Annotated in this window: 21 protein-coding genes; 7 read left to right on the plus strand and 14 right to left on the minus strand. The window is 64.3% G+C overall.

Annotated elements, in window-relative coordinates; translation table 11 throughout:
* Positions 1 to 157: 157 nt before the first annotated feature.
* Complete coding sequence (locus BMI01S_RS05585; RefSeq protein ID WP_028230250.1) at positions 158 to 625, plus strand: YaiI/YqxD family protein; 468 nt, start codon at positions 158 to 160, stop codon at positions 623 to 625.
* Positions 626 to 875: 250 nt separating this feature from the next.
* Here the strand turns inward: BMI01S_RS05585 and BMI01S_RS05595 are convergent, their stop codons facing one another.
* From BMI01S_RS05595 to BMI01S_RS05610, 4 genes are all read right to left on the minus strand, one after another.
* Entirely contained in the window at positions 876 to 2,117 is a 1,242-nt protein-coding gene (locus tag BMI01S_RS05595) for a DUF3443 family protein (protein WP_028230249.1), read from the minus strand.
* Positions 2,114 to 2,653, minus strand: coding sequence for a DUF2844 domain-containing protein (locus BMI01S_RS05600; protein WP_154671152.1), 540 nt, complete (start codon positions 2,651 to 2,653; stop codon positions 2,114 to 2,116). Before BMI01S_RS05600 ends, BMI01S_RS05595 begins: the two co-directional genes overlap by 4 nt.
* Positions 2,654 to 2,671: 18 nt before the next feature.
* The gene (locus BMI01S_RS05605; protein ID WP_028211353.1) at positions 2,672 to 3,055 is read right to left on the minus strand and encodes a hypothetical protein; all 384 of its coding nucleotides are present in this window, start codon (positions 3,053 to 3,055) and stop codon (positions 2,672 to 2,674) included.
* 400 nt (positions 3,056 to 3,455) lie between these two features.
* On the minus strand, positions 3,456 to 4,235 hold the full coding sequence (locus BMI01S_RS05610) for a hypothetical protein (RefSeq protein ID WP_051381309.1): 780 nt from the start codon (positions 4,233 to 4,235) through the stop codon (positions 3,456 to 3,458).
* 287 nt (positions 4,236 to 4,522) lie between these two features.
* Here BMI01S_RS05610 and BMI01S_RS05615 point away from each other — a divergent pair, with 287 nt between their 5' ends.
* Both BMI01S_RS05615 and BMI01S_RS05620 read left to right on the plus strand, forming a co-directional pair.
* Entirely contained in the window at positions 4,523 to 4,999 is a 477-nt protein-coding gene (locus BMI01S_RS05615; protein ID WP_028230248.1) for a VOC family protein, read from the plus strand.
* A gap of 177 nt (positions 5,000 to 5,176) precedes the next feature.
* Positions 5,177 to 6,760: a tannase/feruloyl esterase family alpha/beta hydrolase gene (locus BMI01S_RS05620; protein WP_407668947.1), complete on the plus strand. Its 1,584-nt coding sequence runs from the start codon at positions 5,177 to 5,179 to the stop codon at positions 6,758 to 6,760.
* A 17-nt stretch (positions 6,761 to 6,777) separates the two neighbouring features.
* On the opposite strand, the gene BMI01S_RS05625 is transcribed toward BMI01S_RS05620, so the two are convergent.
* Positions 6,778 to 7,566 carry a COG4705 family protein gene (locus BMI01S_RS05625; RefSeq protein ID WP_028211350.1) on the minus strand — a complete coding sequence of 263 codons (789 nt, stop codon included), beginning with the start codon at positions 7,564 to 7,566 and terminating at the stop codon, positions 6,778 to 6,780.
* 279 nt (positions 7,567 to 7,845) lie between these two features.
* Here BMI01S_RS05625 and BMI01S_RS05630 point away from each other — a divergent pair, with 279 nt between their 5' ends.
* On the plus strand, positions 7,846 to 8,106 hold the full coding sequence (locus BMI01S_RS05630; RefSeq protein WP_028211349.1) for a hypothetical protein: 261 nt from the start codon (positions 7,846 to 7,848) through the stop codon (positions 8,104 to 8,106).
* A gap of 125 nt (positions 8,107 to 8,231) precedes the next feature.
* Here BMI01S_RS05630 and BMI01S_RS05635 read toward each other — a convergent pair whose 3' ends face one another.
* Both BMI01S_RS05635 and BMI01S_RS05640 read right to left on the minus strand, forming a co-directional pair.
* Positions 8,232 to 8,486, minus strand: a complete 255-nt coding sequence (locus BMI01S_RS05635) for a DUF2934 domain-containing protein (protein WP_028211348.1) — start codon at positions 8,484 to 8,486, stop codon at positions 8,232 to 8,234.
* A gap of 179 nt (positions 8,487 to 8,665) precedes the next feature.
* Positions 8,666 to 9,943: a phospholipase A gene (locus BMI01S_RS05640; RefSeq protein WP_028230247.1), complete on the minus strand. Its 1,278-nt coding sequence runs from the start codon at positions 9,941 to 9,943 to the stop codon at positions 8,666 to 8,668.
* Between the two features lie 318 nt (positions 9,944 to 10,261).
* Here BMI01S_RS05640 and BMI01S_RS05645 point away from each other — a divergent pair, with 318 nt between their 5' ends.
* Positions 10,262 to 10,678 carry a Spy/CpxP family protein refolding chaperone gene (locus tag BMI01S_RS05645; protein ID WP_036044343.1) on the plus strand — a complete coding sequence of 139 codons (417 nt, stop codon included), beginning with the start codon at positions 10,262 to 10,264 and terminating at the stop codon, positions 10,676 to 10,678.
* A 69-nt stretch (positions 10,679 to 10,747) separates the two neighbouring features.
* Positions 10,748 to 11,026 carry a hypothetical protein gene (locus tag BMI01S_RS05650; protein WP_036018625.1) on the plus strand — a complete coding sequence of 93 codons (279 nt, stop codon included), beginning with the start codon at positions 10,748 to 10,750 and terminating at the stop codon, positions 11,024 to 11,026.
* Positions 11,027 to 11,123: 97 nt separating this feature from the next.
* Here BMI01S_RS05650 and BMI01S_RS05655 read toward each other — a convergent pair whose 3' ends face one another.
* The 6 genes from BMI01S_RS05655 to BMI01S_RS05680 all read right to left on the minus strand — a co-directional run bounded on the left by BMI01S_RS05655 (position 11,124) and on the right by BMI01S_RS05680 (position 17,870).
* Positions 11,124 to 13,238: a phosphocholine-specific phospholipase C gene (locus BMI01S_RS05655; protein ID WP_028230246.1), complete on the minus strand. Its 2,115-nt coding sequence runs from the start codon at positions 13,236 to 13,238 to the stop codon at positions 11,124 to 11,126.
* A gap of 88 nt (positions 13,239 to 13,326) precedes the next feature.
* Positions 13,327 to 13,770 (minus strand): hypothetical protein, encoded by a 444-nt coding sequence (locus tag BMI01S_RS05660; RefSeq protein ID WP_028211345.1) that lies wholly within the window; start codon positions 13,768 to 13,770, stop codon positions 13,327 to 13,329.
* A 171-nt stretch (positions 13,771 to 13,941) separates the two neighbouring features.
* A complete protein-coding gene (locus tag BMI01S_RS05665) occupies positions 13,942 to 14,337 on the minus strand; it encodes a PPC domain-containing DNA-binding protein (protein ID WP_028211344.1) in 396 nt (131 codons plus the stop codon).
* Between the two features lie 121 nt (positions 14,338 to 14,458).
* A complete protein-coding gene (locus tag BMI01S_RS05670) occupies positions 14,459 to 14,779 on the minus strand; it encodes a DUF4148 domain-containing protein (RefSeq protein ID WP_028230245.1) in 321 nt (106 codons plus the stop codon).
* Positions 14,780 to 15,002: 223 nt separating this feature from the next.
* Complete coding sequence (locus BMI01S_RS05675; protein WP_028230244.1) at positions 15,003 to 16,505, minus strand: M81 family metallopeptidase; 1,503 nt, start codon at positions 16,503 to 16,505, stop codon at positions 15,003 to 15,005.
* Positions 16,506 to 16,580: 75 nt separating this feature from the next.
* Positions 16,581 to 17,870, minus strand: coding sequence for an MFS transporter (locus BMI01S_RS05680; protein ID WP_028211341.1), 1,290 nt, complete (start codon positions 17,868 to 17,870; stop codon positions 16,581 to 16,583).
* 127 nt (positions 17,871 to 17,997) lie between these two features.
* Here BMI01S_RS05680 and BMI01S_RS05685 point away from each other — a divergent pair, with 127 nt between their 5' ends.
* Positions 17,998 to 18,915: a LysR family transcriptional regulator gene (locus BMI01S_RS05685; protein WP_028230243.1), complete on the plus strand. Its 918-nt coding sequence runs from the start codon at positions 17,998 to 18,000 to the stop codon at positions 18,913 to 18,915.
* Between the two features lie 110 nt (positions 18,916 to 19,025).
* Here the strand turns inward: BMI01S_RS05685 and BMI01S_RS05690 are convergent, their stop codons facing one another.
* Complete coding sequence (locus BMI01S_RS05690; RefSeq protein WP_028230242.1) at positions 19,026 to 20,144, minus strand: WD40/YVTN/BNR-like repeat-containing protein; 1,119 nt, start codon at positions 20,142 to 20,144, stop codon at positions 19,026 to 19,028.
* Positions 20,145 to 20,154: the final 10 nt, after the last annotated feature.

The following is a 20,154-nucleotide window of genomic DNA, read 5'->3' on the forward strand; positions in this document are numbered from 1 at the left end:
TGCGTAGTCATTGTTGGCAGGAATGCAGGCAAACGCAAGGAAAACACGGTGAATCAGCGAGCGCCCGGGTTGCCGCAGTTTATGCCTTCCGGGTGACGGCGAGGCCGTTGCAGACGTTGCGATATGATCGCGCTTTTAATGTCACGGAAAAGCCTTCATGCAAGTGCTGGTCGACGCCGACGCCTGCCCCGCCGTCATCAAGGACATGCTCTTTCGGGCCGCGCGGCGCGCCGAGGTCCAGGTGACGCTCGTTGCGAACCAATATCTGCGCACCCCGCCATCGCCCTTTATCAAATCGATTCAGGTGCCGGCGGGATTCGATGCGGCCGACGCCCGCATCGTCGAACTGGTCCAGCCCGGCGACCTGGTGATTACCGCCGACATCCCCCTCGCGGCCGCTGTGCTCGACAAGGGCGCATACGCGCTCGACCCGCGCGGCAACTGGTTCACGCGCGAAAATATTCAGGAGCGCCTGACAATGCGCGACGTGATGGATCAACTGCGCAATGCCGGCATCGAGACCGGTGGCCCGTCCGCGTTCAGCGCACGCGACAGCAAAGCGTTTGCCAGCCAGTTCGACCGGTTTCTTGCCCGGCATCACGCGCCGTCTCGCGGTACCGATTAATACCAGCATGCGCGCACCCGCACGTTTGGAATCGTTGCGCTAATCGTGCCCATGGCGCACACAAGCGTCGCATTGCCTGGCTGCTTCGTGACTGCGCCGTGAATGCAAACCCGGGTATGAACTAGAAGTTTGCGCGGTATCGGCGCATTGGCGGCGCCGCGCCGCCTCGCCGCTTGAAACACAGGGGCGATCACGCTCAACGGCGTGATCGCCATTCTCCGCGAGAGCAATGCCGACTCTCAAGCACTCCTTAGAACGCCACGTAAGGCGCCGTGCCGCCAGGCGCCGTTCTCCCGGCGATCGCGAAGTACACATTACGCCCGAAGAAGAACGGCAACCCCCAGTCGAATGTATTGTTCAAGCCTGTCGCGGCGAGGTTGTCGAAAGCGGAGGCCCGTGTCCGCGCAAGGTTGTTTTCGTTGGCGACCATGAAGGACATGTTCGCAGGCGTCGCGGGTCCGGCGTTGCCGGTGGACGTCGCCGACAACGCCAGCGTGGCCGCCGGGCAGTACCATCCCGCCGTGCCAGAGCAAGGGACAATGCTGCTGTCCACGAAGAACAGGCCGTTGGATCCACTATCGATGTATGACTCGGTCATGCTCTTCCCGCTGTACTGGGTCGTAAAGGTAAGAGCCGGGTCATAGCCGAGCACCGACGTAGCGGCAAACGTGTTGTCCGATTGCGTGCCGATCCCGAAGACAAGGGAACCGTCGACGGAAGCCTGTCCCGTCGCCGAAATGGCGGGCAACTTCACGATCACGCCATTGTTGTCCACTGCAAACGCCGCCACGGGATTCTGGACCTGGTTCGCTGCGCTTTGCGTCGTCGAATGGCAGATTCCAGTGGACGTGTTGCACGAAAAGTAAATGTCGTTCGTCGCGTTGGTCGTGCAGCCGGGACAATCCTGCACCAGACTGCCAACGCCCAGAATGCCATTCGCACCAATGAGCGAAGGCGCGTCCGCGAGCGTGTAACCCGTTGCGCAACCGCTCGGCGTCGAAGGAAAGCCCGACGTCGCGCCGTCGATCTGCATCGGCACGTCGGAAGCGACCTCGCCGGCCAGCTTGATGTCGGCGCTCACCACCGGCCCCCAGAAATACCGTCCATCCGCGAACGCATAGCACTCGCCAATGGCATTGCCACTGCTATCGGTTTGCGTGGGAAGCGAGGTCGTCAAGCTGCCGAGCGCCGAGGCCGCAAGACGCAGCCCGACCGAGCCGGTATCCACCAGCACGTCATCCACCGTCACGCATTGATTGGTGCCGTGCACGCACACCGTTACCGTCGTCACCGGTACATTCGGTGCATAGCCCGCACCTGTCGGCGCCAGCGAAGTATCCACGTGAATCGCCAATACATTGCCGCTGCCCGACGAACCCGGCGTGCTCGATTGCGCAGTCTGACCACCGTTGCTGCTGCCACCGCCACCACCGCATGCGGCCAGCAGGAGACAGAGCGCCATCGCCCAAAGTGTGTTGCGCATCGAACTCATTGCAGATCCTCCGGCGAGACGCCCGCGGGAATCGCCGCAGGCAACCACGCCGTGCCGTGCATGTTGTTCATCCGGCCGCCGCCTACATACATCATTTGCGACGTCTGGACCTGAACGTGTCGGTGCAGGTCGCCATGGACAGGCGTCTGCAGCGAAGCCCTGAATTCGGAAAAGTGAACGCCGAGGAGTTGCGACAGATCCGGCGGGCGCGGTCCCTTCCATGAGACGGCAAACACCTGCCCCGCGGCGTTCGCGTATTCGCGCACCGTCGTGCCCGTTTCCAGCGTGATCACCTGCGTGGTGTAGGCGGAGGTCGACGACGTCGAGGCCATATGCCCACGCAGACTCGATGCTTCGATTTGCATCGAATAGAGTTTGTCGCCCAGTGCAGCTTGCGCAGAGGACTCGCAGATTGCAAATGAAGCAACGCCTGCCATTGCTGCGAACAGCAAGAAACGCGTTGCCCGGCATTCACACAGTCGGATTTTCATGTTTATCGTCTGTTGTCTGATCTTTTGTATCGAGATCGCCGCCACCAGAAATGGCGGATCTCTTCAGCTATCGCCGCGGCGCCGGAGACCTGCATCTGAGCTTTCCTGGCCACCGTCATCGATCTGGTACACCCGCGTACGCACCGCAGGAAGCTCGGGGGGCTGCTGGGCAATTCCCCATGCTCTCAGCAAACCGTCGAACGACGCCACGACGGTGGTCGACCGGGGCTCCGGCAGAGGCACGCCGGTCGAGCGGTAGCGCGCGGATCCTCGCGCCCCTGTGCCGGTGCCGATCCGCTCGGCGGCGCCGTTGCGCAGGGCGTAGCGAACGACATCCGACGCTTCGCGAGAACTCATCAGCCCCGACGCCGTCATCTCGCTGACCGACGCGCTCTCGCGTTGCGCCAGCCAGCGCAGCAGCGTGAGCGCACTAGCGTGAACTTTCATTCGAGGCCTCTCTCCGTGCACTTTGCTTCGATTTTGTTCCGGCCTTGTCCGCGGATCTGCGCGCGAAGGCGATTGCGCCGGCCGGCGTGAACGAGGGCGCAAGGAAGGCACACGAAGGGAGAGCGAAAATCGCGCACAGGCGTGGGCTGCGCGCATGGATATGCCACTGGCTTTGCATTGCTTTTTTCACCGCGCACGCAGGCGCGCGCGGTAACCCCCCGGTACGGCCGGTGCGCCGCGTGTTTGAATTTGTGTCCATCTGCTCATCAGAGGCTATCGGCAGCCGGCTGATGAATCTTTAGCCGCGTGTCGACGCAAAAGCAGATCGATCGGCTCGCAGCGCGAAATTGGAGGATGGGCCCAGAATGTGGGAAGTCCGCAATGAAATATTGCTGCTCAGTCAATCGCGCGCCATGCGCCGCAGCCGCATCGAATGCAGCCGCTGGCTCAGGCCCTTGAACACGCTGTTCTCGTGCGGATCGCCAAAGTGCAGCAGGACCGTGCAGCGCACGCTGGAAGGCGCACAGGCCTGATTCGCGTGAAGCGAGCGCATGCCCCAGAAGAAGTACAGATCACCCGGAGTCAAAGATACGACCCTGGCCGAAAGCCACCGCTGGACGAGCGGCAAACGCCATACGGGCCCGAGCAGCTTTTCGACGACGACCTTCTCGACGATATTGACGATCGCCGAGCGCCGCACCTCGCGCAGGTTGGGAAACATGACCAGGCTTCCCTCCGGTTCGTGCAGCCCATGTGGAATCTGCACAGGAAGCAGTATCGACACCACGTAAGAATCGTAGTGGAAATTATTCGAGTGCCGGATTCCCTGCGTTCCCGTCAGCACGCGCATCACCGGCAGGATCCGGTCACTGGGTGGCGGCGCGCCCATCTTGCGCTCGTACAACTGGCGCAATAGCGCGAGCAGGCCCGGATCATGGTAAAGCTCGGCGAGACAGCTACTGGCCATCCATTGAGCGCCGTAGAAGCCGAAATATCGGGCGCCCTGCTGCTCGATCAGCTCCGCTATCGAGTTGCGGAGCCTCGCGAGAAGGGCTTGCGGCAAGACATCGCCCAGCACGGCCACGCCGGTTTCGTCCATCGACCGTGCCAAAGCCTGCGCGCTGACCGCGCTCATGGGCTTGATCGCGTCATCCGGCAATTCGTGATTCAACGCGATCATCGCAGTCCCTCGCCCGGCTCGCCGGTCTTCGACGAGCGCGCTTGCAGTCAACGCAGATTCACCAGACTGAAGCGAAAAGCCCATGCGTTCCGTGCGCCTTCGTACAGAAACGCGTCGCGTTGATGAGGCGGGCATATTCTGCGCGCGTGCAACAATGCCCGGCATAACCGGGGCGTGAACAGGTTCCGTGAGCGATGCACCACTCGAGCACCGGATCCATCGTGACTTTGTCAGAATATGCAGCAAGGAGGGGCCGACGGCGGCCAGCTTTCTGTAAGGAGATCGTCATGCCAGAGCTAGTGACTTGTGTGTGGTTCGATGAAGGCAGAGCGCTTGAGGCCGCGGAGTTCTACGCCGCGACATTTCCCGACAGCCACGTCGACGCGAAACATGCGTCCCCGATACCGGGCATCGGACAAGGGGCCGAACTGCTGGTGGAATTCACGCTGCTCGGCCAGCGCTTCGTGGGCCTGAACGGCGGACCCGACTTCAAGCCGAGCCAGGCAGTGAGTTTCATGGTCAAGACCGACGATCAGGAGCAAACCGACCGCTACTGGAACGCGATCGTCGGCAACGGCGGCGAGGAATCGGAATGCGGTTGGTGCAAGGACCGTTGGGGCTTTTCGTGGCAGATCACGCCGAAGCGCCTGCTCGAATTCGTCAGCGGCGCGGATCGCGAAGCCGGCAAACGTGCGATGCAAGCGATGATGACGATGCGCAAGATCGATATCGCCACGATCGAACGCGCGGCGGCAGGCAGCTAACCGAGGCAGACGAGAGCGTATGGAACGATATCTGTGAGATTCGCTGGTACGCGCACGGGCAGCGCCCCGCAACGCCTGGCGTGGCGCATTGCCGGCCATTGCGCCCCGCCTTTCTCATTCGCGGGCGTCCGGGCGATCGTTGTCGTCGCGTTGACGCTCGCCGCCAGCACCCGCGCAATCGCCCAGCGCACGCCTTCCCTGCCGCTGCACTGCACCGATCTTGCTGGCGCCGTGCTGCCGCCCGCCAGCATCGGCTTGCCGACCAACGGCGCGCTCGTGATGAGCGCGGCCATGATCCCCGCCACGGCGACAGGCAATCTCAACGGCGACTTCTGCCGCTTGACCGGCGTGATTCGCGCACAGAGCGCAGGCACCCCGGACATCCGCTTCGAAGTGAACTTGCCGAGCCAGTGGAACCACCGCGCACTGCAATTCGGCGGCGGCGGCTACAGCGGTGTCGTCGTGACGGGAACCGGCCCGATGCCCTTCTCGCCCGAACGCGCGCCGCTCGCGCGGGGTTACGCGACCTTCGGCGACGACTCGGGCCACAACGGCACGTCGTCGGAGGCAAACTTCGGACTGCTTGAGGAAGCCGTGACGAACTTCGGCTTCGCGCATCTGAAGAAAGCGCACGACGTCGCGCTCGCATTGATCGAGCGCGGCTACGGGCAGGCGCCGGAACACGTCTATTTCGGGGGCGGCTCGACGGGCGGCCGCGAAGGCTACACGGTGATCCAGCGCTACCCCGACGACTACGACGGCGTGATCGCGAATTCGCCGGCACTGAATTTTTCGGGCGTGCGCCTGACGGGCGTCGTGGTGGGCAGACACGAATACCGCACGCCCGGCGGGTATCTTTCGCCGCAATTGCTGGAGCGCGTGTACGAGCGCGTGATGCAGGTGTGCGACACGCTCGACGGCGCCGCCGACGCGATCATCAGCGACGTCGAGGCGTGTCGCGCGAAAGAACCGGAGATCATCGATTCGCTGCGCTGCCAGAACGAGGACCAGGCGGATCGCCGGCACGTCGGCGACGACTGCCTCACGCCGCCGCAGGTCGCGACGCTGGAAACCCTTCGTGACGGCCTGCGGCTGCCCTACGCCCTCGCGTGGAACGTGGATAGCTACCGCGGCTACAACGTCTTCGAGGGAACGCGCTTGACGAGCACGCTGGGGCTCGCGCACTCGCCGCAGCGGCAAACGCAGCCCGCCTTCGCGCCAAACGGGTACCTGTACGCGCAGGGCGACGCCTACCTCAAATACTTCATCACGCACGACCCGAACTTCGATTCGACGAACTTCGACGTGACGCATCCTGGCCGCTATCGCGAGCGGCTCTTCACGCTATCGGCGACGATCGGCGCGATGAATCCCGACGTCTCGCGCTACATCGCGCGAGGCGGCAAGCTCATCACGTTGCAGGGACTCGCCGACGAGGTCATCAGCCCGAACCAGACGATCGCGTACTACCAGGCGCTCGTCGGCCGCTACGGTGAGGAACGCGTGGACAGCTTCATGCGGCTTTACATGGTGCCCGGTTACCAGCACGGCAACGGCGTGTTCATTCCCTCGGTGGATCTGCTCGGCGCGCTCGACGACTGGGTCTCGCACGGCAATGCGCCGGAAACGCTGTTCGCGACGGACATCGCACAAGCCACCAACGGCCGCACTCGCCCGCTGTGCCGCTATCCGGCGTTCCCGCGCTATCTCGGCAAGGGCAATCTGAATCTGGCGACCAGCTTCACCTGCGCGATGCCGTGACGGTCGAGGCGCCCCGACTACGCCGACGGCACCCGGCGCGCGGCGCGCTGAGGCAGCACCACGATGCAGCCGACGACGAAGATCAGCAAAAGCGCGGACGCATAAAACCGGCTGAAATGCAGGCCGCCGTCCGCTATGGGTTTGTCGAGGAAGTCGCCCAGCGTGGCGCCGAGCGGACGCGTGAGCACGAACGCGAACCAGAAGAGCGCCGTGCGCGAGACGCGCGGCCACAACCAGAGCAGACCCACGACGACGAGACCCGCGCCGAAGATAGCGGCGCCGACTTCATAGCCGAGACCGAGACCGCCACGGTCGTCGCCCGCCACCCAGTCGCCGAGCGCGGTGCCGAGCGTTTGCGAAAACAGGATCGTGATCCAGTAGAACCACTCTACGCGTGCAGTCGCGACGCTCTCGATCGAAACCGAGCCCTCCACGCGGTACCAGATCCCGAGGCTGGCGACGAGCAGGAGCAGGATGATCGACACGCCACCTGGATAGCCGACGCCGAGCGAGCGGTCGAAGAAATCGGCGAGCGTCGTACCGAGCGTGGTCGTGGCCACGATCGTCGCCCAGTAAAGCCACGAATAGAAGCGTTGTGCGCGGATTTGCGCCGAGACCAGCACGACAAAGCCCGCAAGGAAAATAAGCGAGCCGATCAGATAGCCGAGATTCAGCGACATCGACACCCAGTCCCCGCCTGTCTCCCCGAGCGTGGTGCAGGCAATCTTGATGATCCAGAAGCCGATGGTCACTTCGGGAACCTTGCTGACTGCGTGTTCGACGAGACTTCGGGTACTGGTGGACATGAGAGCTCCTTGCGCCGCTTGAGGGGCAAAATAAACCAAGGCTGGACTATAAGCGCCCCTTGCTTAACTGACGCTTAAATGGCGCCCGATAACAATTTGATACACGGTTGACACTTCGGCGCACGCCTTGTTCTCTTGACATAAGCCATTTCTAAGGTTGCCGGCGTACTCTTTGGACATAGGCGGTGAAAAAACGTGGGCTTTACTGCAAGCGGTTTTGCAATACCTGCGCCCACTTTTTAGTAATCCGAATCTATGTCGTTTAAATGGAGTGTCATCATGAAAGTGCTCTTCGCTTCCGCGATTTTCTCGCTCGGCCTTGCTTTGTCTCCCGCGGTCTTCGCCCAGAACACCGCCCCCAATGATCAGGCGCCGCAGATGCAACAACAGGCAACGTCCCAGCAGTACGGCACTCAAGCCGGGACCGATTCCGGCTATGGAATGGAAAGCACCGGCACGTCGAATGCGTCGTACGGGCGCACGAGCCAAGGCGCGATCATGTCTCACCAGGGACGCAACGATCTTTTCGCGCATCATTGATTCCCGATGACAATGCGCGCCACCCGCCTGCGCAGCGGATGGCGCTAGCATCGTCAATCGGTACACCGATGCAACCGGTCGCGACCGCCGCGCTCAACAGTAGCTTGCGTCGCGCCGCATCTCCCTCACCCGCGGCGCTTGTCGTGCGCCAGTTCGTTGGCTGACATTGCGTTGCCTTCCTGCAAAGGCTCACCGGCTAGCCGACGCTTGCCGGCCTGATCGCTAGCGACATTCGAAGTCTCGCCTTCCGCGTCGTATTCCGCGGCGATCTGTCTCTCTGCGCGGCCCCAGTATTCATCCGCCTTGCCCTGCTGCGCGCCGCCCTCTTGCCAGAGTTGATACGCGCGCCGCCGGATCCGCTCTGCCCGTTGCTCGTCCATGGTCGTTCCCTCCGATGTGCGCGCGGCCGCAGCGTGGGAATCCGGCCGAAAGCCGGGCGTCGACTCGCGCGCTGCATGTGGCGAATGCGCAAGCATAGTGCCCAGAACAAGCGTCAAACTGGAGCCGACAATGCGACCCGTTGAAAAGAATCGCCGTGGTGAGCCGACGCTTCCGTCCCTCACCGCGAAACGGCAATGCCGATGCGAGCGGCCCATCGATGCTGGTTGTATTCAAGCAGGTCTTCGGCATAGCCGTTGAAATAGTTGAGAAACACGTAGCCGCCCCATGCATTTCCGAACAGTTTGGCGAGCGGGTACGTGAATTGCACATCGACGCTTCCATAGGTCGATCTCGTGCCCTTTCTCAATGTGGTCGCGAGTTGCCAGCCATCGGGGCTGCCGTATTTCATCAACAGATCGACATAGCCCCGATAGTGTGCGATATCCGAATTCGTTTCCTGGATGTGCTCGTACGCGTAGATTTTAGGTGCAATGGTCAAGTGGTTGGCATTGATGTCGCCGAAATCCCAGATCGGCTGCACGTACAGAATGTCGACACCGCGCGAGCCGGCACCCGCAGTCCCATTCGACTCGTGCTCGTAGCCTGTCTCGATGCCCATCCGGGTGAACCACTTGGCCCTCCACCCGGTGTCTTCGAGATAGTAGAAAAGCGCGGGCTTGTAGCTCGTATCGTGGAACGGCGAGTCGTACCCGCGAATATTCCAGAGCGAAGTCTGCGTGTAGGCAAAATAGAGGTTGTCGACGAAACCGCGCGAACGCGGATCATCGGGCAGCACGAAGCGGAATTTGACACTGATCTGGAATCTTGCGAGGTCCGCGTCGTTCGAGGACCAGCCGTCCGAGAAATAGTTCGGCTGGTAGAACGAAAGACGCCCCAGCAGAAAGGTGCCGAGATCCGGCACGATCGAATTCGAAGGCTTCACGGTCGAAGGCGGCATTTGCGCGGCGAGCGACTCGTTGCCCGCCATCGGCCCTTCGGCCGGCGCAATCGCGAGTGGACTGGATGCGGGAGCAACGGCCACTGCAGCGGTTGCCGATGCCGGCGACCCGGCGTTCGCCGTAGCGGAGTGCGGCTTGCGCGTGAGCAGGACCAGCGAAGGCGAAACGTCTACGCCGGGTACGTCCACACGCACCGCGCCGCGCGCCCACTCGGGCCATGGCGCGCTATAGCTCACCGCTTTCAATTCGCCGGCCGCGAGCCTTACATGCTCGGGTGCGCCCGAATCACGCGTGAGCAGCACGGCTCTCGGCAACTGCTCGCCGTTCGTGAGCGTGATGCTCAACGTGCGGGGCACATCGACCGAGGTTCCGCCAGGCGCGTCGCCGCTGTACACGATCGTCACCACCAGCGGCTCGTCGGAGCGCGCTTCGCGCGGCGGGCGCATGATCGACACAGCAGCGCGACTTTCCGACACATAACCTGCGAACGTGGTCATGGCTAGCGCTGCGCATGCCAGCCTTCCCCACCGCGTCCGCGAAGTCGCAACGGAGCGGAAAGCGTAGCCCATGCAAGATGCGAATCGAATCGCCACGTTGCCTCCTTTTATCGCCAGAATGGCTCCCCGCGAGCCAGATCCAGTTGATGCTTTTCGTGAGTGAAGCGTGGTGCCGGTGCGAATCGTGCCCCATTCCCTCTTGCAAACGCGGCGCCGAAATTGAATTGTTCGCTGCCGCTGCCTATGATCAAAACGATTCATTCCTGCTTGCCGGACAGCGCAGGCTGTCGCCGGCGAGCGCATCTCGCGAGGACTGACATGAAACCTGTCCTGGTAGCGCTAGCCCTGCTTGGCGCTTCAACGTGCTGGGCGCAGGCCAGCGCTCCCGCCGCTTCGGCGCATCAGGCTCACACCGAGACAGTCGACGACCGCGTGAACGAACTGCATGCTGAACTCAAGATTACTCCCGCCGAAGAAGAGAAGTGGGCGAAAGTGGCCGACGTCATGCGCAACAATGCAAAGACTGTCGATGACCTGATCCAGCAAAGGCACGACAACGCGCACACGCAAACCGCGGTGGAGAACCTGCAGTCGTGGAACGAGATCGCCCAGGCGAATGCCGATGGGAGCAAGGCGATGCTCGATGCTTTCTCGGCGCTTTATGCGGACATGCCCGACGCGCAAAAGAAGGTTGCGGACGCCGCTTTCCGCCCCGCGCAAGCGCACACGAAATAAGCGGCCGGGTGCAGCGGGAAGCGCACGACCCGGCCTGACTCGTCCAGAGGCACGACGATGAAACCCTGTGTGGTGAAGTTTGCTTTCGTCCCGGCGCTGGCCGTCCTCTGTGCCATGCAAACCGCACAGGCGCGCGTGAACGTCAACCTGGGCGTGGGCTTTGGCATTCCGGGCGCCTTTTACGCACCGCCGCCGCCCGTATTCTTCGTGCATTCCGGGCCCATGTGGCCGCCTCCTGTCATGTACAGCCGCCACGGCTTTTCTCCGTGGCATCATCCGCCGCGATTCGCCGGCCCGAGACACGTCCGCCATCCGGGCTGGGGGCCGCCGCCGCCGCGTTGGCGCTAGATGCAACGCTCATCATTGCGCGGCAAGCAAAAAAACCACGGCTCGCGAGGCTCGCAAAGCCGTGGTCCATCTCACTGCTTAGCCCGCATTCCCTTCCTTACGCGCCCAGCGCCGGGTCGCTATAGCTCGGGCGGCCCGTTTCGACGTGACCCGCAATGCGGCGCACGAAGGTCGCGTCGCAATCGACCGTGATCGTCAGGTCGTACCAACCGTATGCATTGCGCAGGTCGAGATAGAGCGGGTCCGTGTCGCCGCCGCGCACGGTGCGCTCGATCTTCGTTTGCGGATCGTAAGCGTTGACGATCGCGAACTGGCAGCGCGCGCTGCCCCTGTTCTCGAGGCGCAGTTGCAGGTTGCCGTTCGCCACGTCATAGCCCTCCGCGACTTCGGGCCGTGCCGTGTCGTCGCGGCCCAACCAGCCCGACTTGACCAGCGTGCCTGCGAAGCGGCGCAGAAAGCCGTTGGGGCCGTGCACGCTGAAGTCATAAGCACCGGTGGCGCCAATCGGGAGCTTGTCCTGCAGATGCTTGCCGGCTTCAACGGTATAGGTGCGCGGCGCATCGGTGCTGCCCGCCGTGTAGACGAGGAACACTGCACCGGCGCGCCCGGAATTGACGAAGCGCGCGGAGACCTCGCCCGAGTTGCCGTTCGCATCGAAGCGAACGAAGAGCTCGTACGGCAGCGCGCGCGCATTGCGCACGCCTGCTTCCTGCTTCGGCACGCTGCCCGTGACGGGCGGCACCGGCACGTAGTCGGGGTGACGGAGCTTGTCGGGCGGCGCGTAGCCCGTCGTGGAAGGCAGCCCGGGCAGCGCCGCGTTGGGCGTGGCGAAGTTGAACGCCGACGTGAGGTCGCCGCATACGGCGCGGCGCCACGGCGTGATGTTCGGCTCGCGCAAATCATGATGGAGTCCGAAGCGCTTTTCGATGAAGCGGATCACGGAAGTATGATCGAACGTCTCCGAGCACACCCAGCCGCCGCGCGACCACGGCGAGACCACGAGCATCGGCACGCGCGGCCCGAGGCCGTATGGCCCCGCGGCGTACTTGCTGCTGCCCGGGAAAATTTCGTTGGTGGTGTCGACAGTCGAGAGGCCATTGGCACTCGAAGCCGGCGGGAACGGGGGCGCCAGGTGATCGAAGAAGCCGTCGTTTTCGTCGTAGTTCACGAGCAGCACGGTCTTGCTCCACAGGTCCGGGTTCGACGTGAGGATCTGCAGCACCTGGTCGACGTACCACGCGCCGTAGTTCGCAGGCCAGTTCGGGTGCTCCGAGTACGCCTCGGGCGCGACGATCCACGAGACCTGCGGCAGCGCATTGTTGGCCACGTCCTGCTTCAGCACATCGAAATAGCCGCCGCCAGCGAGCACGTTCGTGCCCGTGCGCGCACGGTCGTAGAGCGGGTTGCCGGGCTGCGCGTTCTGGTATTGATGGAAGTACAGCAGCGAGTTGTCGCCGTAGTTGCCGATGTACGGGTTGTCGCCCGTCCAGCCCCACGAGCCCTTCGCGTCGAGACCTTCACCCACGTCCTGATAGATCTTCCACGTGATCCCCGCGTTCTGCAGCACCTCGGGATACGTGGACCAGCCATAGCCCGCTTCCGCGTTGTCGATCACCGGGCCGCCGCCGCTGCCGTCGTTGCCCACCCAGCCCGTCCACATGTAGTAGCGGTTCGGGTCGGTCGCGGTCATCGTCGAGCAGTGGTATGCGTCGCAAATCGTGAAAGCATCGGCGAGCTGGTAGTGAAACGGAATGTCCTCGCGCGTGAGGTAGGCCATCGTGGTCGTGCCCTTGGCGGGCACCCACTGATCGTAGCGGCCGCCGTTCCAGGCCGCGTGCGTCGTGGTCCAGTCGTGCGGCAGATCCTGCAGAAACTGCATGCCGAGGTTGGCCGCCGTGGGATGGAACAGCAGCACTTCGCCCGCCCCGGCCGCGAGCGGCTGATTCCACACGGGCTTGCCGTTGGGCAGCGTGATCGCACGCGTGTCGCCGAAGCCGCGCACGCCGCGCAGCGTGCCGAAATAATGGTCGAACGAGCGGTTTTCCTGCATGAGGACGACGATGTGCTCGACATCGCGGATGCTCCCCGTGCGATTGTTCGCGGGAATCGCGAGCGCATTGCGGATGCCCTGCGGCAGCATCGTCAGGGCGGTGGCCGAACCGGCGCTCATCGCGGCAGTACGGAGAAAGTCACGGCGGCTTCTCGATGTCATGTTCTGGTTTCCATCTTCAGGTTGAGAAAGGCACGCGCGGCATGCCGCCTTGACGGCGGCAGGCGGCCAAGGCCGCGCGGCCGGGTTGTCAATCGACGGTGTGAATGACGGGTGTGACGAGCGGGTCGATTTGCACCGCTTGTGCGCTCGCATCGGCCGGCGACCTGGCCGGCGAGCGCACGGCGTTTGCAGGCAAAGCGGCGCCGTCTTTCCCCGTATCGTTTGCATTACTGAATGAACTGTCGTGAAGATTCGCTGCGGCCGCATCCGGTGCGAGCGTGAATGCATTCGCAAACTGCGGGCGCTGCGATTGGCCCGGCTGCGCTTGCGAGAGTTCGCGTGCGGCGCTCGTGGTGAGCGCGACGCGCGCGTCGCTGTCGCGCGCGCTGCATGCGCCCAGCGTGCAGACCGCCGCCGCGCACGCCAGCAGCACGGCGGGCACACGCATCGTCGCGAATGCAGCGGGCAGGCTCAAACGTCTGCGCGGCGCGCTTTGCAAAGGCAGAAGCGCCGGCGCGGATTCGACCGTCATCGAAGTCTCCGTCCCAGATAGAGGCACAACAACGGCTCGAGGAGCGGCCCGAGCGGGAGCCTTGCGCGCGAGGAAAGCCGCGGCAAGGCAACGTCAGAGAGTAACGAAGCCGCTTTTAAGTTTTGTGACGGCGTGAGAAAGAAGCCGGGGTGCCGCGCAAGCGGATCGGCCTTACGCCTGGTGGATCTGCAATTCCGCGTAGCCGGTCAGCGGGTCGGGCGCCCGCGAGAAGCGATGGTCGGGGAGCAGCACCAGCAGCAGTTCGACCGTGGTACGAACCACGCAGCCGCGCGCGACATGCCCGCCGAACACGCGGCCTTGCGCGTCGGACACAGCCATGTGCAGATGCGCGCCATCGGGCGACACCGAGCCCGCCAGCGTGAGAATTTCGAGGTCGCCGCGCAGTTCGGCCGGCGACTCGGCGCCTGCGAATCGCAATTGGGCGGCACCCAGGCTGCCGATGCCCTGGATGACGAACGCCGCCTGCGATGCGTATCGATTCAGCAAGCCTTCGACGGCGACGCGCAGATCGTCGCCGGGGGATAGCCGGACGGGTGTGGTTTGCATGCTGGTCTCGGGGTGGTCGTGTCCGGCACAGGTTAGGGCTGCGAGAGGAACGAGGCAAGTGAGCATGTGCAACGGCCCGCACGAAGCGGGCCGTCGTTGAATTCGCGCGCTCAGTCACCGATCACCGATGCGCGTAGATCGAACCCAGACCGGGAATGTCATGTGAAGCCGAAACCATTGCCGGACCCGCTGCCGACGCTGCATTGGCCACGCCGCCATACGCCGACGCCAACGCGCCGTTCTGGGCATCCACTCGCGCTTGCGCGGCCTGGATGTTCTGCGGGTAGTCGTTGTAGTCGGCCGCCGGGTTGTAGCCGGCCTTTTCGAGCTGCACCAGTTCGGCGCGAACCTGAGCACGCGTGAGCGGCTCGCTGGACTGCGCGAAGGAGACGACCGGAACTACGACAGCAGCGGCAACGATCAGCGACTTGAAGAGTTTCATGGTATCCACCTTTAAGCATCGGTTGAGTCGGGCCACGGTTGCGTGGCACGTGCATCCAGTCATCTCGAAGTCTCGTTTGCGACTTCGCTGGCTGGCATGGGTGTATTTGACCCCCCGCACGTATCCCGCTTGTTTCCGTGGCCCCCGCTTTTGCAAGCCACTTTGTCCGTTGCCGCGGTGGATACACAGAGATACGAAAGTCCCGCCCGGCCCGGGCTACCTGCTACCCGCGCAGATCGCGCAGCGACGCACCGTTCGGGCGCAGCCGCAGACCCGGATCGATGCGCCGCCACGGCAGGTCGGCGGGATCGGCGGCCATGGGCCCAGGCGCCTTCGCCACGAGATGCGCGGAGGCAATTGCATCGAAATCGGCGCGATAGTGGACCGAACTCTTGTTGACGAGAATCTTCATGCGCTCCGGTTCGATCCCCGCCGCACGATAGAGATTGCGGTCGAAGATCTGCATCTTGACCGAGCTGACCGCGATCCTCACGCCGTCGATACGCAGGCACGCCACCGGCCCGATCCCGGTCCACATGCCGTTCATCATGGGGCCGTCGAAGCGCACCCGCCCATCGGCGACATGCTCCACCACGAAGCGCCCGGCGAGCGGCGCGTCGCCGGGCACCCCCGAGCCGCCCGCGAGCGAGAGCTCGATAGTCGCGCCCACGCCCGCCTCGTGCGCCTGCGCGGCGGCCTGCGGGTCCCAGATCAGGCCCACGGCCGCGTCGCGTGCGCCGTGGCGCAGCAAGGCGCGCACGAGGCCCATGGTGTTCGAGTCGCCGCCCACACCCGGGTTGTCCTGCGTGTCGGCGATGACCACGGGCTGCGTGGCATGCGCGGCGAGGCGCATGGCTTCGCGCACGGCGGCGTCGGGGTCGAGAAAGCGCACTTCCCAGTCGCGTTCCTGTGCGACGATGGCCGAGGTCAGCGTATCCACCGCCGCCATCACGGCGGCTTCGTCGAAGCCGTAACCCCAAACGGTCGCGCCGCACTCGGGGAAATCGGCAGCGGGAAATCCGGGCGCGAACGAGAGCGAAACGACCGCATCGCTCTCCAATGCCGCAAGGCGCTCGTACGTGCCGCGCGCCGGTTCGACGAGCGTGCACATGCCGTTCACCGGGATCAGGAACGGAATGCGGCGCGCGAAACGTTTGAGCCTGCGCCCGGGCGCCTCGACGAGGCGCATGAGAATCTGCGCGGCGCGCGCGCCCGTCTCGGCCATGTCCACGTGCGGATAGGTGCGATACGCGACCATGGCGTCGGCATGCGCAAACATCTGCCCGGTCACGTTGGCGTGCAGATCCAGCGAGATCACCACGGGCATGTCGCGGCCCACGATGGCCCGCACGCGCGCAAGCAGTGCGCCTTCGCCGTCGTCGAGATGCTCGGCGACCATAGCGCCGTGCAGATCAAGGTAGATGGCGTCGAAGCCGCCGCGCCGCACCGCATCGACGATCTCTCCGGCAATGCGCTCGAACGCGTCTTCGGTCACGTGCGCGGAAGCGCTCGCCCCCGCCCAGATGACCGGCACCAGCGTATGGCCCGCCGCCTCGGCCGCCTTGATGAAGCCTCCGGCGGGCACGTTCACGTCGCGCAGCGAGAGCACGTCCGCGCCGCGCGCGAGCGGCGGGAAGCCCTCGCCCTGGACGAAACTCTGCCAGCTTGCTTTCGTCGGCGCGAACGTGTTGGTCTCGTGCTGGAACCCCGCGATGAGAATTTTCATGTCCCTTACCTCATTTATATAGGATGACTTATCAAATGATATTGCGTGGGCATGCGTTGAATACGCCACGCGCGTTCAGTGCTTCGCGCTCGAGAGCCCGACCGTGAGAATCAGCAGCGCGGCGACGAGCGAAACGCCCGCCATGGCGAGCAGCGCCGGCTGAAGGTTGCCCGCCGCCGTCTTGATCCAGCCGATCGCCGCGGGCCCCCAGAAGCCGCCCGAAAGCCCAATGGTGTTGATGAGCGCGATGCCGCCCGCCGCGGCCGGCCCCTTGATGTATTCGGGCGGAATCGCCCAGAAGACCGTATAGGCCATCCACAGCGCCATCGTCACGAGCGTGAGCAGCGCGAGCGTTGGCGCCAGATGATTGCCCGTGGCGGCGCACATCGCGAAAAGCAGCGCGGCGGCCGCTGCCGGCACCGCGCAGTGCAAGCGCCGCTCGCCGAGCCGGTCCGATCGACGGCCCATATAGAGCATGCCAACGGCTGCCGCAACGTACGGAATCGACGTGTACCAGCCGAGTGTGATGAGATTGCCCACGCCCTGCGCTTTCAGGATGGCGGGCAGCCAGAAGCTGATGGCGTAAATCGACGCAATGATGCAGAAGTACGCGAGCGCCAGCACATACACCTTGCGATCGCGCAGCACGCTGCCAAACGACGTGGCGTGCGCCTCGGGCAGACCGACTTCGGCTTCGAGCCGGCGCTTTTCGGCGTCGCTCAGCCAGGCGGCATCCGCCGGACGGTCGGGCAGATAGAGGAAGGTCGCAATGCCGAGCGCGATGCACGGCAGGCCTTCCACGAGAAACATCCATTGCCAGCCCGCGAGGCCCGCCCTGCCCGCCAGCGAACTCATGATGGCCGCCGAAACCGGGCCGCCGACGATGCCGCCGATCGGCCCGGCCAGGAACACCATGGCAATGGCGCGCGCCATGCGCGAAGGGCCGTACCAGCGCGAAAGATAGAAGATCATGCCCGGCGCGAAACCGGCCTCGAAAACGCCCAGCAGGAAGCGCATGGCGTAGAACGCGTTCACGCTGCGCACGAACAGCATGCACGCCGACGTGATGCCCCACAGCACCAGAATGCGCCCGAAGGTCTTGCGCGCGCCGATTTTCGGCAGCAGCAGATTGCTCGGCAATTCGAACAGCACATAGCCGATGAAGAAAATGCCCGCGCCCACGCCATAGGCGGCATCGGAGAACCCGAGATCGGTCTGCATCTGCAGTTTTGCAAACCCGACGTTCACGCGATCGAGGTAGGCAAACAAATAGCAGATCAGCAGAAACGGCAGCAAACGCGTGTTGATCCTGCTATAGAGCGCGGAAGCGTCGAGGCTTCGCGCGGTGGGAAGAATGGCCGCCATGTCTGTCTCCTGTCGATGGGCGTCGTGCGCAACGCCATCCTGACCAGGGCATTCCACGCTAGCAAGAGCAACAAAGTTCACATATCGTTCTTTTTCAGTCAACGGTCCTTGTACGGAACCGAGAGCCATGCGCGAAATCAATCAGCAGCGGCTGCGTTATTTCCACGAAGTGCTCACGCACGGCACGATCCGCGGCGCCGCGGACAGCCTGAACACCTCGCCTTCCGTCATCACGCGGCAAATCAAGCTGCTGGAGGACGAACTCGGCGCGCAACTGTTCGAGCGGCAGGCCCGCGGTGTGAGGCCCACCGAAGCCGCGGCGCATCTGCTGGAGTTCTGGCGCGGCTATCGCGCGCAGCAGGAAAAGTTCGAGGACCAGTTGCACGCGTTGCGCGGGCTCCAGCAAGGCCGCGTGGATCTCGCCGTGAGCGAGGGTTACGTCGATGCGCTGGTGAGCGAAGTCATCACGCCGTTCTGCGCCCAGTATCCGAAGCTCGAAATCGGCCTTACGACCCTGCCCGTCGACGACGTGCTCAACGAAGTCGTGGAAAGCCGCGCGCATATCGGTATGGCGTTCAATCCGCCGCCGCATGAGCGCATCGAATACCGCGCGAGCAGCGCGCAGCCCGTTGTCCTGCTCGTGCGCAGTGATCATCCGCTCGCGCGGCGCGGCACGCCAGCCACGCTCGACGACCTCCGCGCGTGGCCGCTCGCGTTGATGCCGAGCACGTTCGGCATCGGGCATCTCGCGACGATGCTGGCGTTCGCGGAAAACATCGAGATTCGCGCCACGCTCACCACAAATTCGCTTACCGCGCTCAAGCGTTTCGTGGCCGCTGAAAACTTCGCGACGTTGATCGGCGCGTTCGCCGCCTCGCGCGAGATCGAGGCCGGCGAACTCACGACTGTGCCGATCGATCACCCGCTGTTTCTGGGCACGAAGGCTCGCGTGCTCGTGAAGTCGGGGCGGCCGCTCGTCGCGGCCGCGCATGAACTGCTCGAGTGGATCCTGAAGCGCATGACGATGTTTCAGGCGGCGCACTAAAAGTGGCCCACGTCCGCGACGGCCTGGGCGAACGCCTGCGGCGCTTTCTGCGGCAGGTTATGGCACCTGCGTGAGGCGGCGTCCGGTTCCGCTCCTTCAGCCTTCAGCCTTCAACCGAACCGGACACAATAAACCGGCGGCAAATGCGCGGAGATCAGCCGCCAGCTTTCGCCGCCGTCGGCCGACGTCCACAGTCCACCCGTCGTCGATCCCATGGCGAGGCGCGTGCCGGACTCGTCGATGTCGAGCCCGTGCCGGTACACGAGGTCGTACGCCGGCGCGGCCGGCAAGCCGTTCGAGAAACGCTCGAACGTGCGCCCGCCGTCGCGCGTGCGCGTGACGACGAGCCGGCCATCCACGGGAATGCGGTACTGATCTTTCACGGCTGGCACGAACCACGCGGTATCCGGCTCGCGCGGATGCACCGCGACCGCGAAGCCGAAGCTCGATGGCTGCGCTTCGATGCGCCGCCAGTGAGCCGCGCCGTCGGTCGAGCGGAAGATCGCGCAGTGATGCTGCGTCCACAGCACGTCGGGGTTGGCCGCGCATTGCACGACGCGGTGCGGATCCTGCACATTGGCTTCGCCGCGGCGCTCGGGCGGCATATAGTCGGCCTCCATGCCATCGGCGGTGAGGCGCCAGGTCGCGCCGCCGTCGTCCGTTTGCCAGACGCCGCCGCACGATACGCCAACCGTGACGTGCCGGCTGTCGCGCGGATCGACCATCACGGAATGGATGCCCGGCGCATCGTAGCCGCCTCCTACCCATTCGCGACGCTCGGGGCGGTCCCAGAGCGCGCGGTTGAGTGTCCAGGCGTCGCCGCCGTCTTTCGAGCGGAACAATCCGCCGGGGATCGTGCCGGCCCACAGTACGCCCGGCTCGTCCGCGCCGCCGGGTTCGAGCGACCAGATCTGCTGGAGCGACCAGGGCGCGGGCGGCCGGCCCAATGCGTCGGCGACCGCGGACTGCACGTCGTCGGCGGGTTGCGGCGGGTAGACGGGCACCGCGCACTCCTCCCAGTCCGTCATGCCAGCGCGCCGTCTATGCAGCTTCACGCCGAAGTGGCCCAGATTGAGCGCGGCATAGAGCGTCCCGTCGCGCGGATCGTGCATCGCCATGCTCACCGGCTCGCCGACGAAATGCGGTTCGCCGAGCAGCCAGCCCTCCCGGCCATCGGCTTGCAGAACGAACAGCCCCTTGCGGGTCGCGACTAGCAATCGATCGCTCATCTACCAGTCC

This window comes from Paraburkholderia mimosarum LMG 23256 = NBRC 106338 (genome assembly GCF_000739815.1).
GTDB classification, from domain to species: domain Bacteria; phylum Pseudomonadota; class Gammaproteobacteria; order Burkholderiales; family Burkholderiaceae; genus Paraburkholderia; species Paraburkholderia mimosarum.

Coding starts and splice junctions, on each gene's coding strand:
- BMI01S_RS05615 (WP_028230248.1), top strand. CDS start 4,523: ATGCCAGAGCTAGTGACTTGTGTGTGGTTCGATGAAGGCAGAGCGCTT.
- BMI01S_RS05625 (WP_028211350.1), bottom strand. CDS start 7,566: ATGTCCACCAGTACCCGAAGTCTCGTCGAACACGCAGTCAGCAAGGTT.
- BMI01S_RS05605 (WP_028211353.1), bottom strand. CDS start 3,055: ATGAAAGTTCACGCTAGTGCGCTCACGCTGCTGCGCTGGCTGGCGCAA.
- BMI01S_RS05680 (WP_028211341.1), bottom strand. CDS start 17,870: ATGGCGGCCATTCTTCCCACCGCGCGAAGCCTCGACGCTTCCGCGCTC.
- BMI01S_RS05635 (WP_028211348.1), bottom strand. CDS start 8,486: ATGGACGAGCAACGGGCAGAGCGGATCCGGCGGCGCGCGTATCAACTC.
- BMI01S_RS05610 (WP_051381309.1), bottom strand. CDS start 4,235: ATGATCGCGTTGAATCACGAATTGCCGGATGACGCGATCAAGCCCATG.
- BMI01S_RS05655 (WP_028230246.1), bottom strand. CDS start 13,238: ATGACATCGAGAAGCCGCCGTGACTTTCTCCGTACTGCCGCGATGAGC.
- BMI01S_RS05660 (WP_028211345.1), bottom strand. CDS start 13,770: ATGACGGTCGAATCCGCGCCGGCGCTTCTGCCTTTGCAAAGCGCGCCG.
- BMI01S_RS05675 (WP_028230244.1), bottom strand. CDS start 16,505: ATGAAAATTCTCATCGCGGGGTTCCAGCACGAGACCAACACGTTCGCG.
- BMI01S_RS05670 (WP_028230245.1), bottom strand. CDS start 14,779: ATGAAACTCTTCAAGTCGCTGATCGTTGCCGCTGCTGTCGTAGTTCCG.
- BMI01S_RS05645 (WP_036044343.1), top strand. CDS start 10,262: ATGAAACCTGTCCTGGTAGCGCTAGCCCTGCTTGGCGCTTCAACGTGC.
- BMI01S_RS05630 (WP_028211349.1), top strand. CDS start 7,846: ATGAAAGTGCTCTTCGCTTCCGCGATTTTCTCGCTCGGCCTTGCTTTG.
- BMI01S_RS05640 (WP_028230247.1), bottom strand. CDS start 9,943: ATGACCACGTTCGCAGGTTATGTGTCGGAAAGTCGCGCTGCTGTGTCG.
- BMI01S_RS05690 (WP_028230242.1), bottom strand. CDS start 20,144: ATGAGCGATCGATTGCTAGTCGCGACCCGCAAGGGGCTGTTCGTTCTG.
- BMI01S_RS05595 (WP_028230249.1), bottom strand. CDS start 2,117: ATGAGTTCGATGCGCAACACACTTTGGGCGATGGCGCTCTGTCTCCTG.
- BMI01S_RS05585 (WP_028230250.1), top strand. CDS start 158: ATGCAAGTGCTGGTCGACGCCGACGCCTGCCCCGCCGTCATCAAGGAC.
- BMI01S_RS05665 (WP_028211344.1), bottom strand. CDS start 14,337: ATGCAAACCACACCCGTCCGGCTATCCCCCGGCGACGATCTGCGCGTC.
- BMI01S_RS05685 (WP_028230243.1), top strand. CDS start 17,998: ATGCGCGAAATCAATCAGCAGCGGCTGCGTTATTTCCACGAAGTGCTC.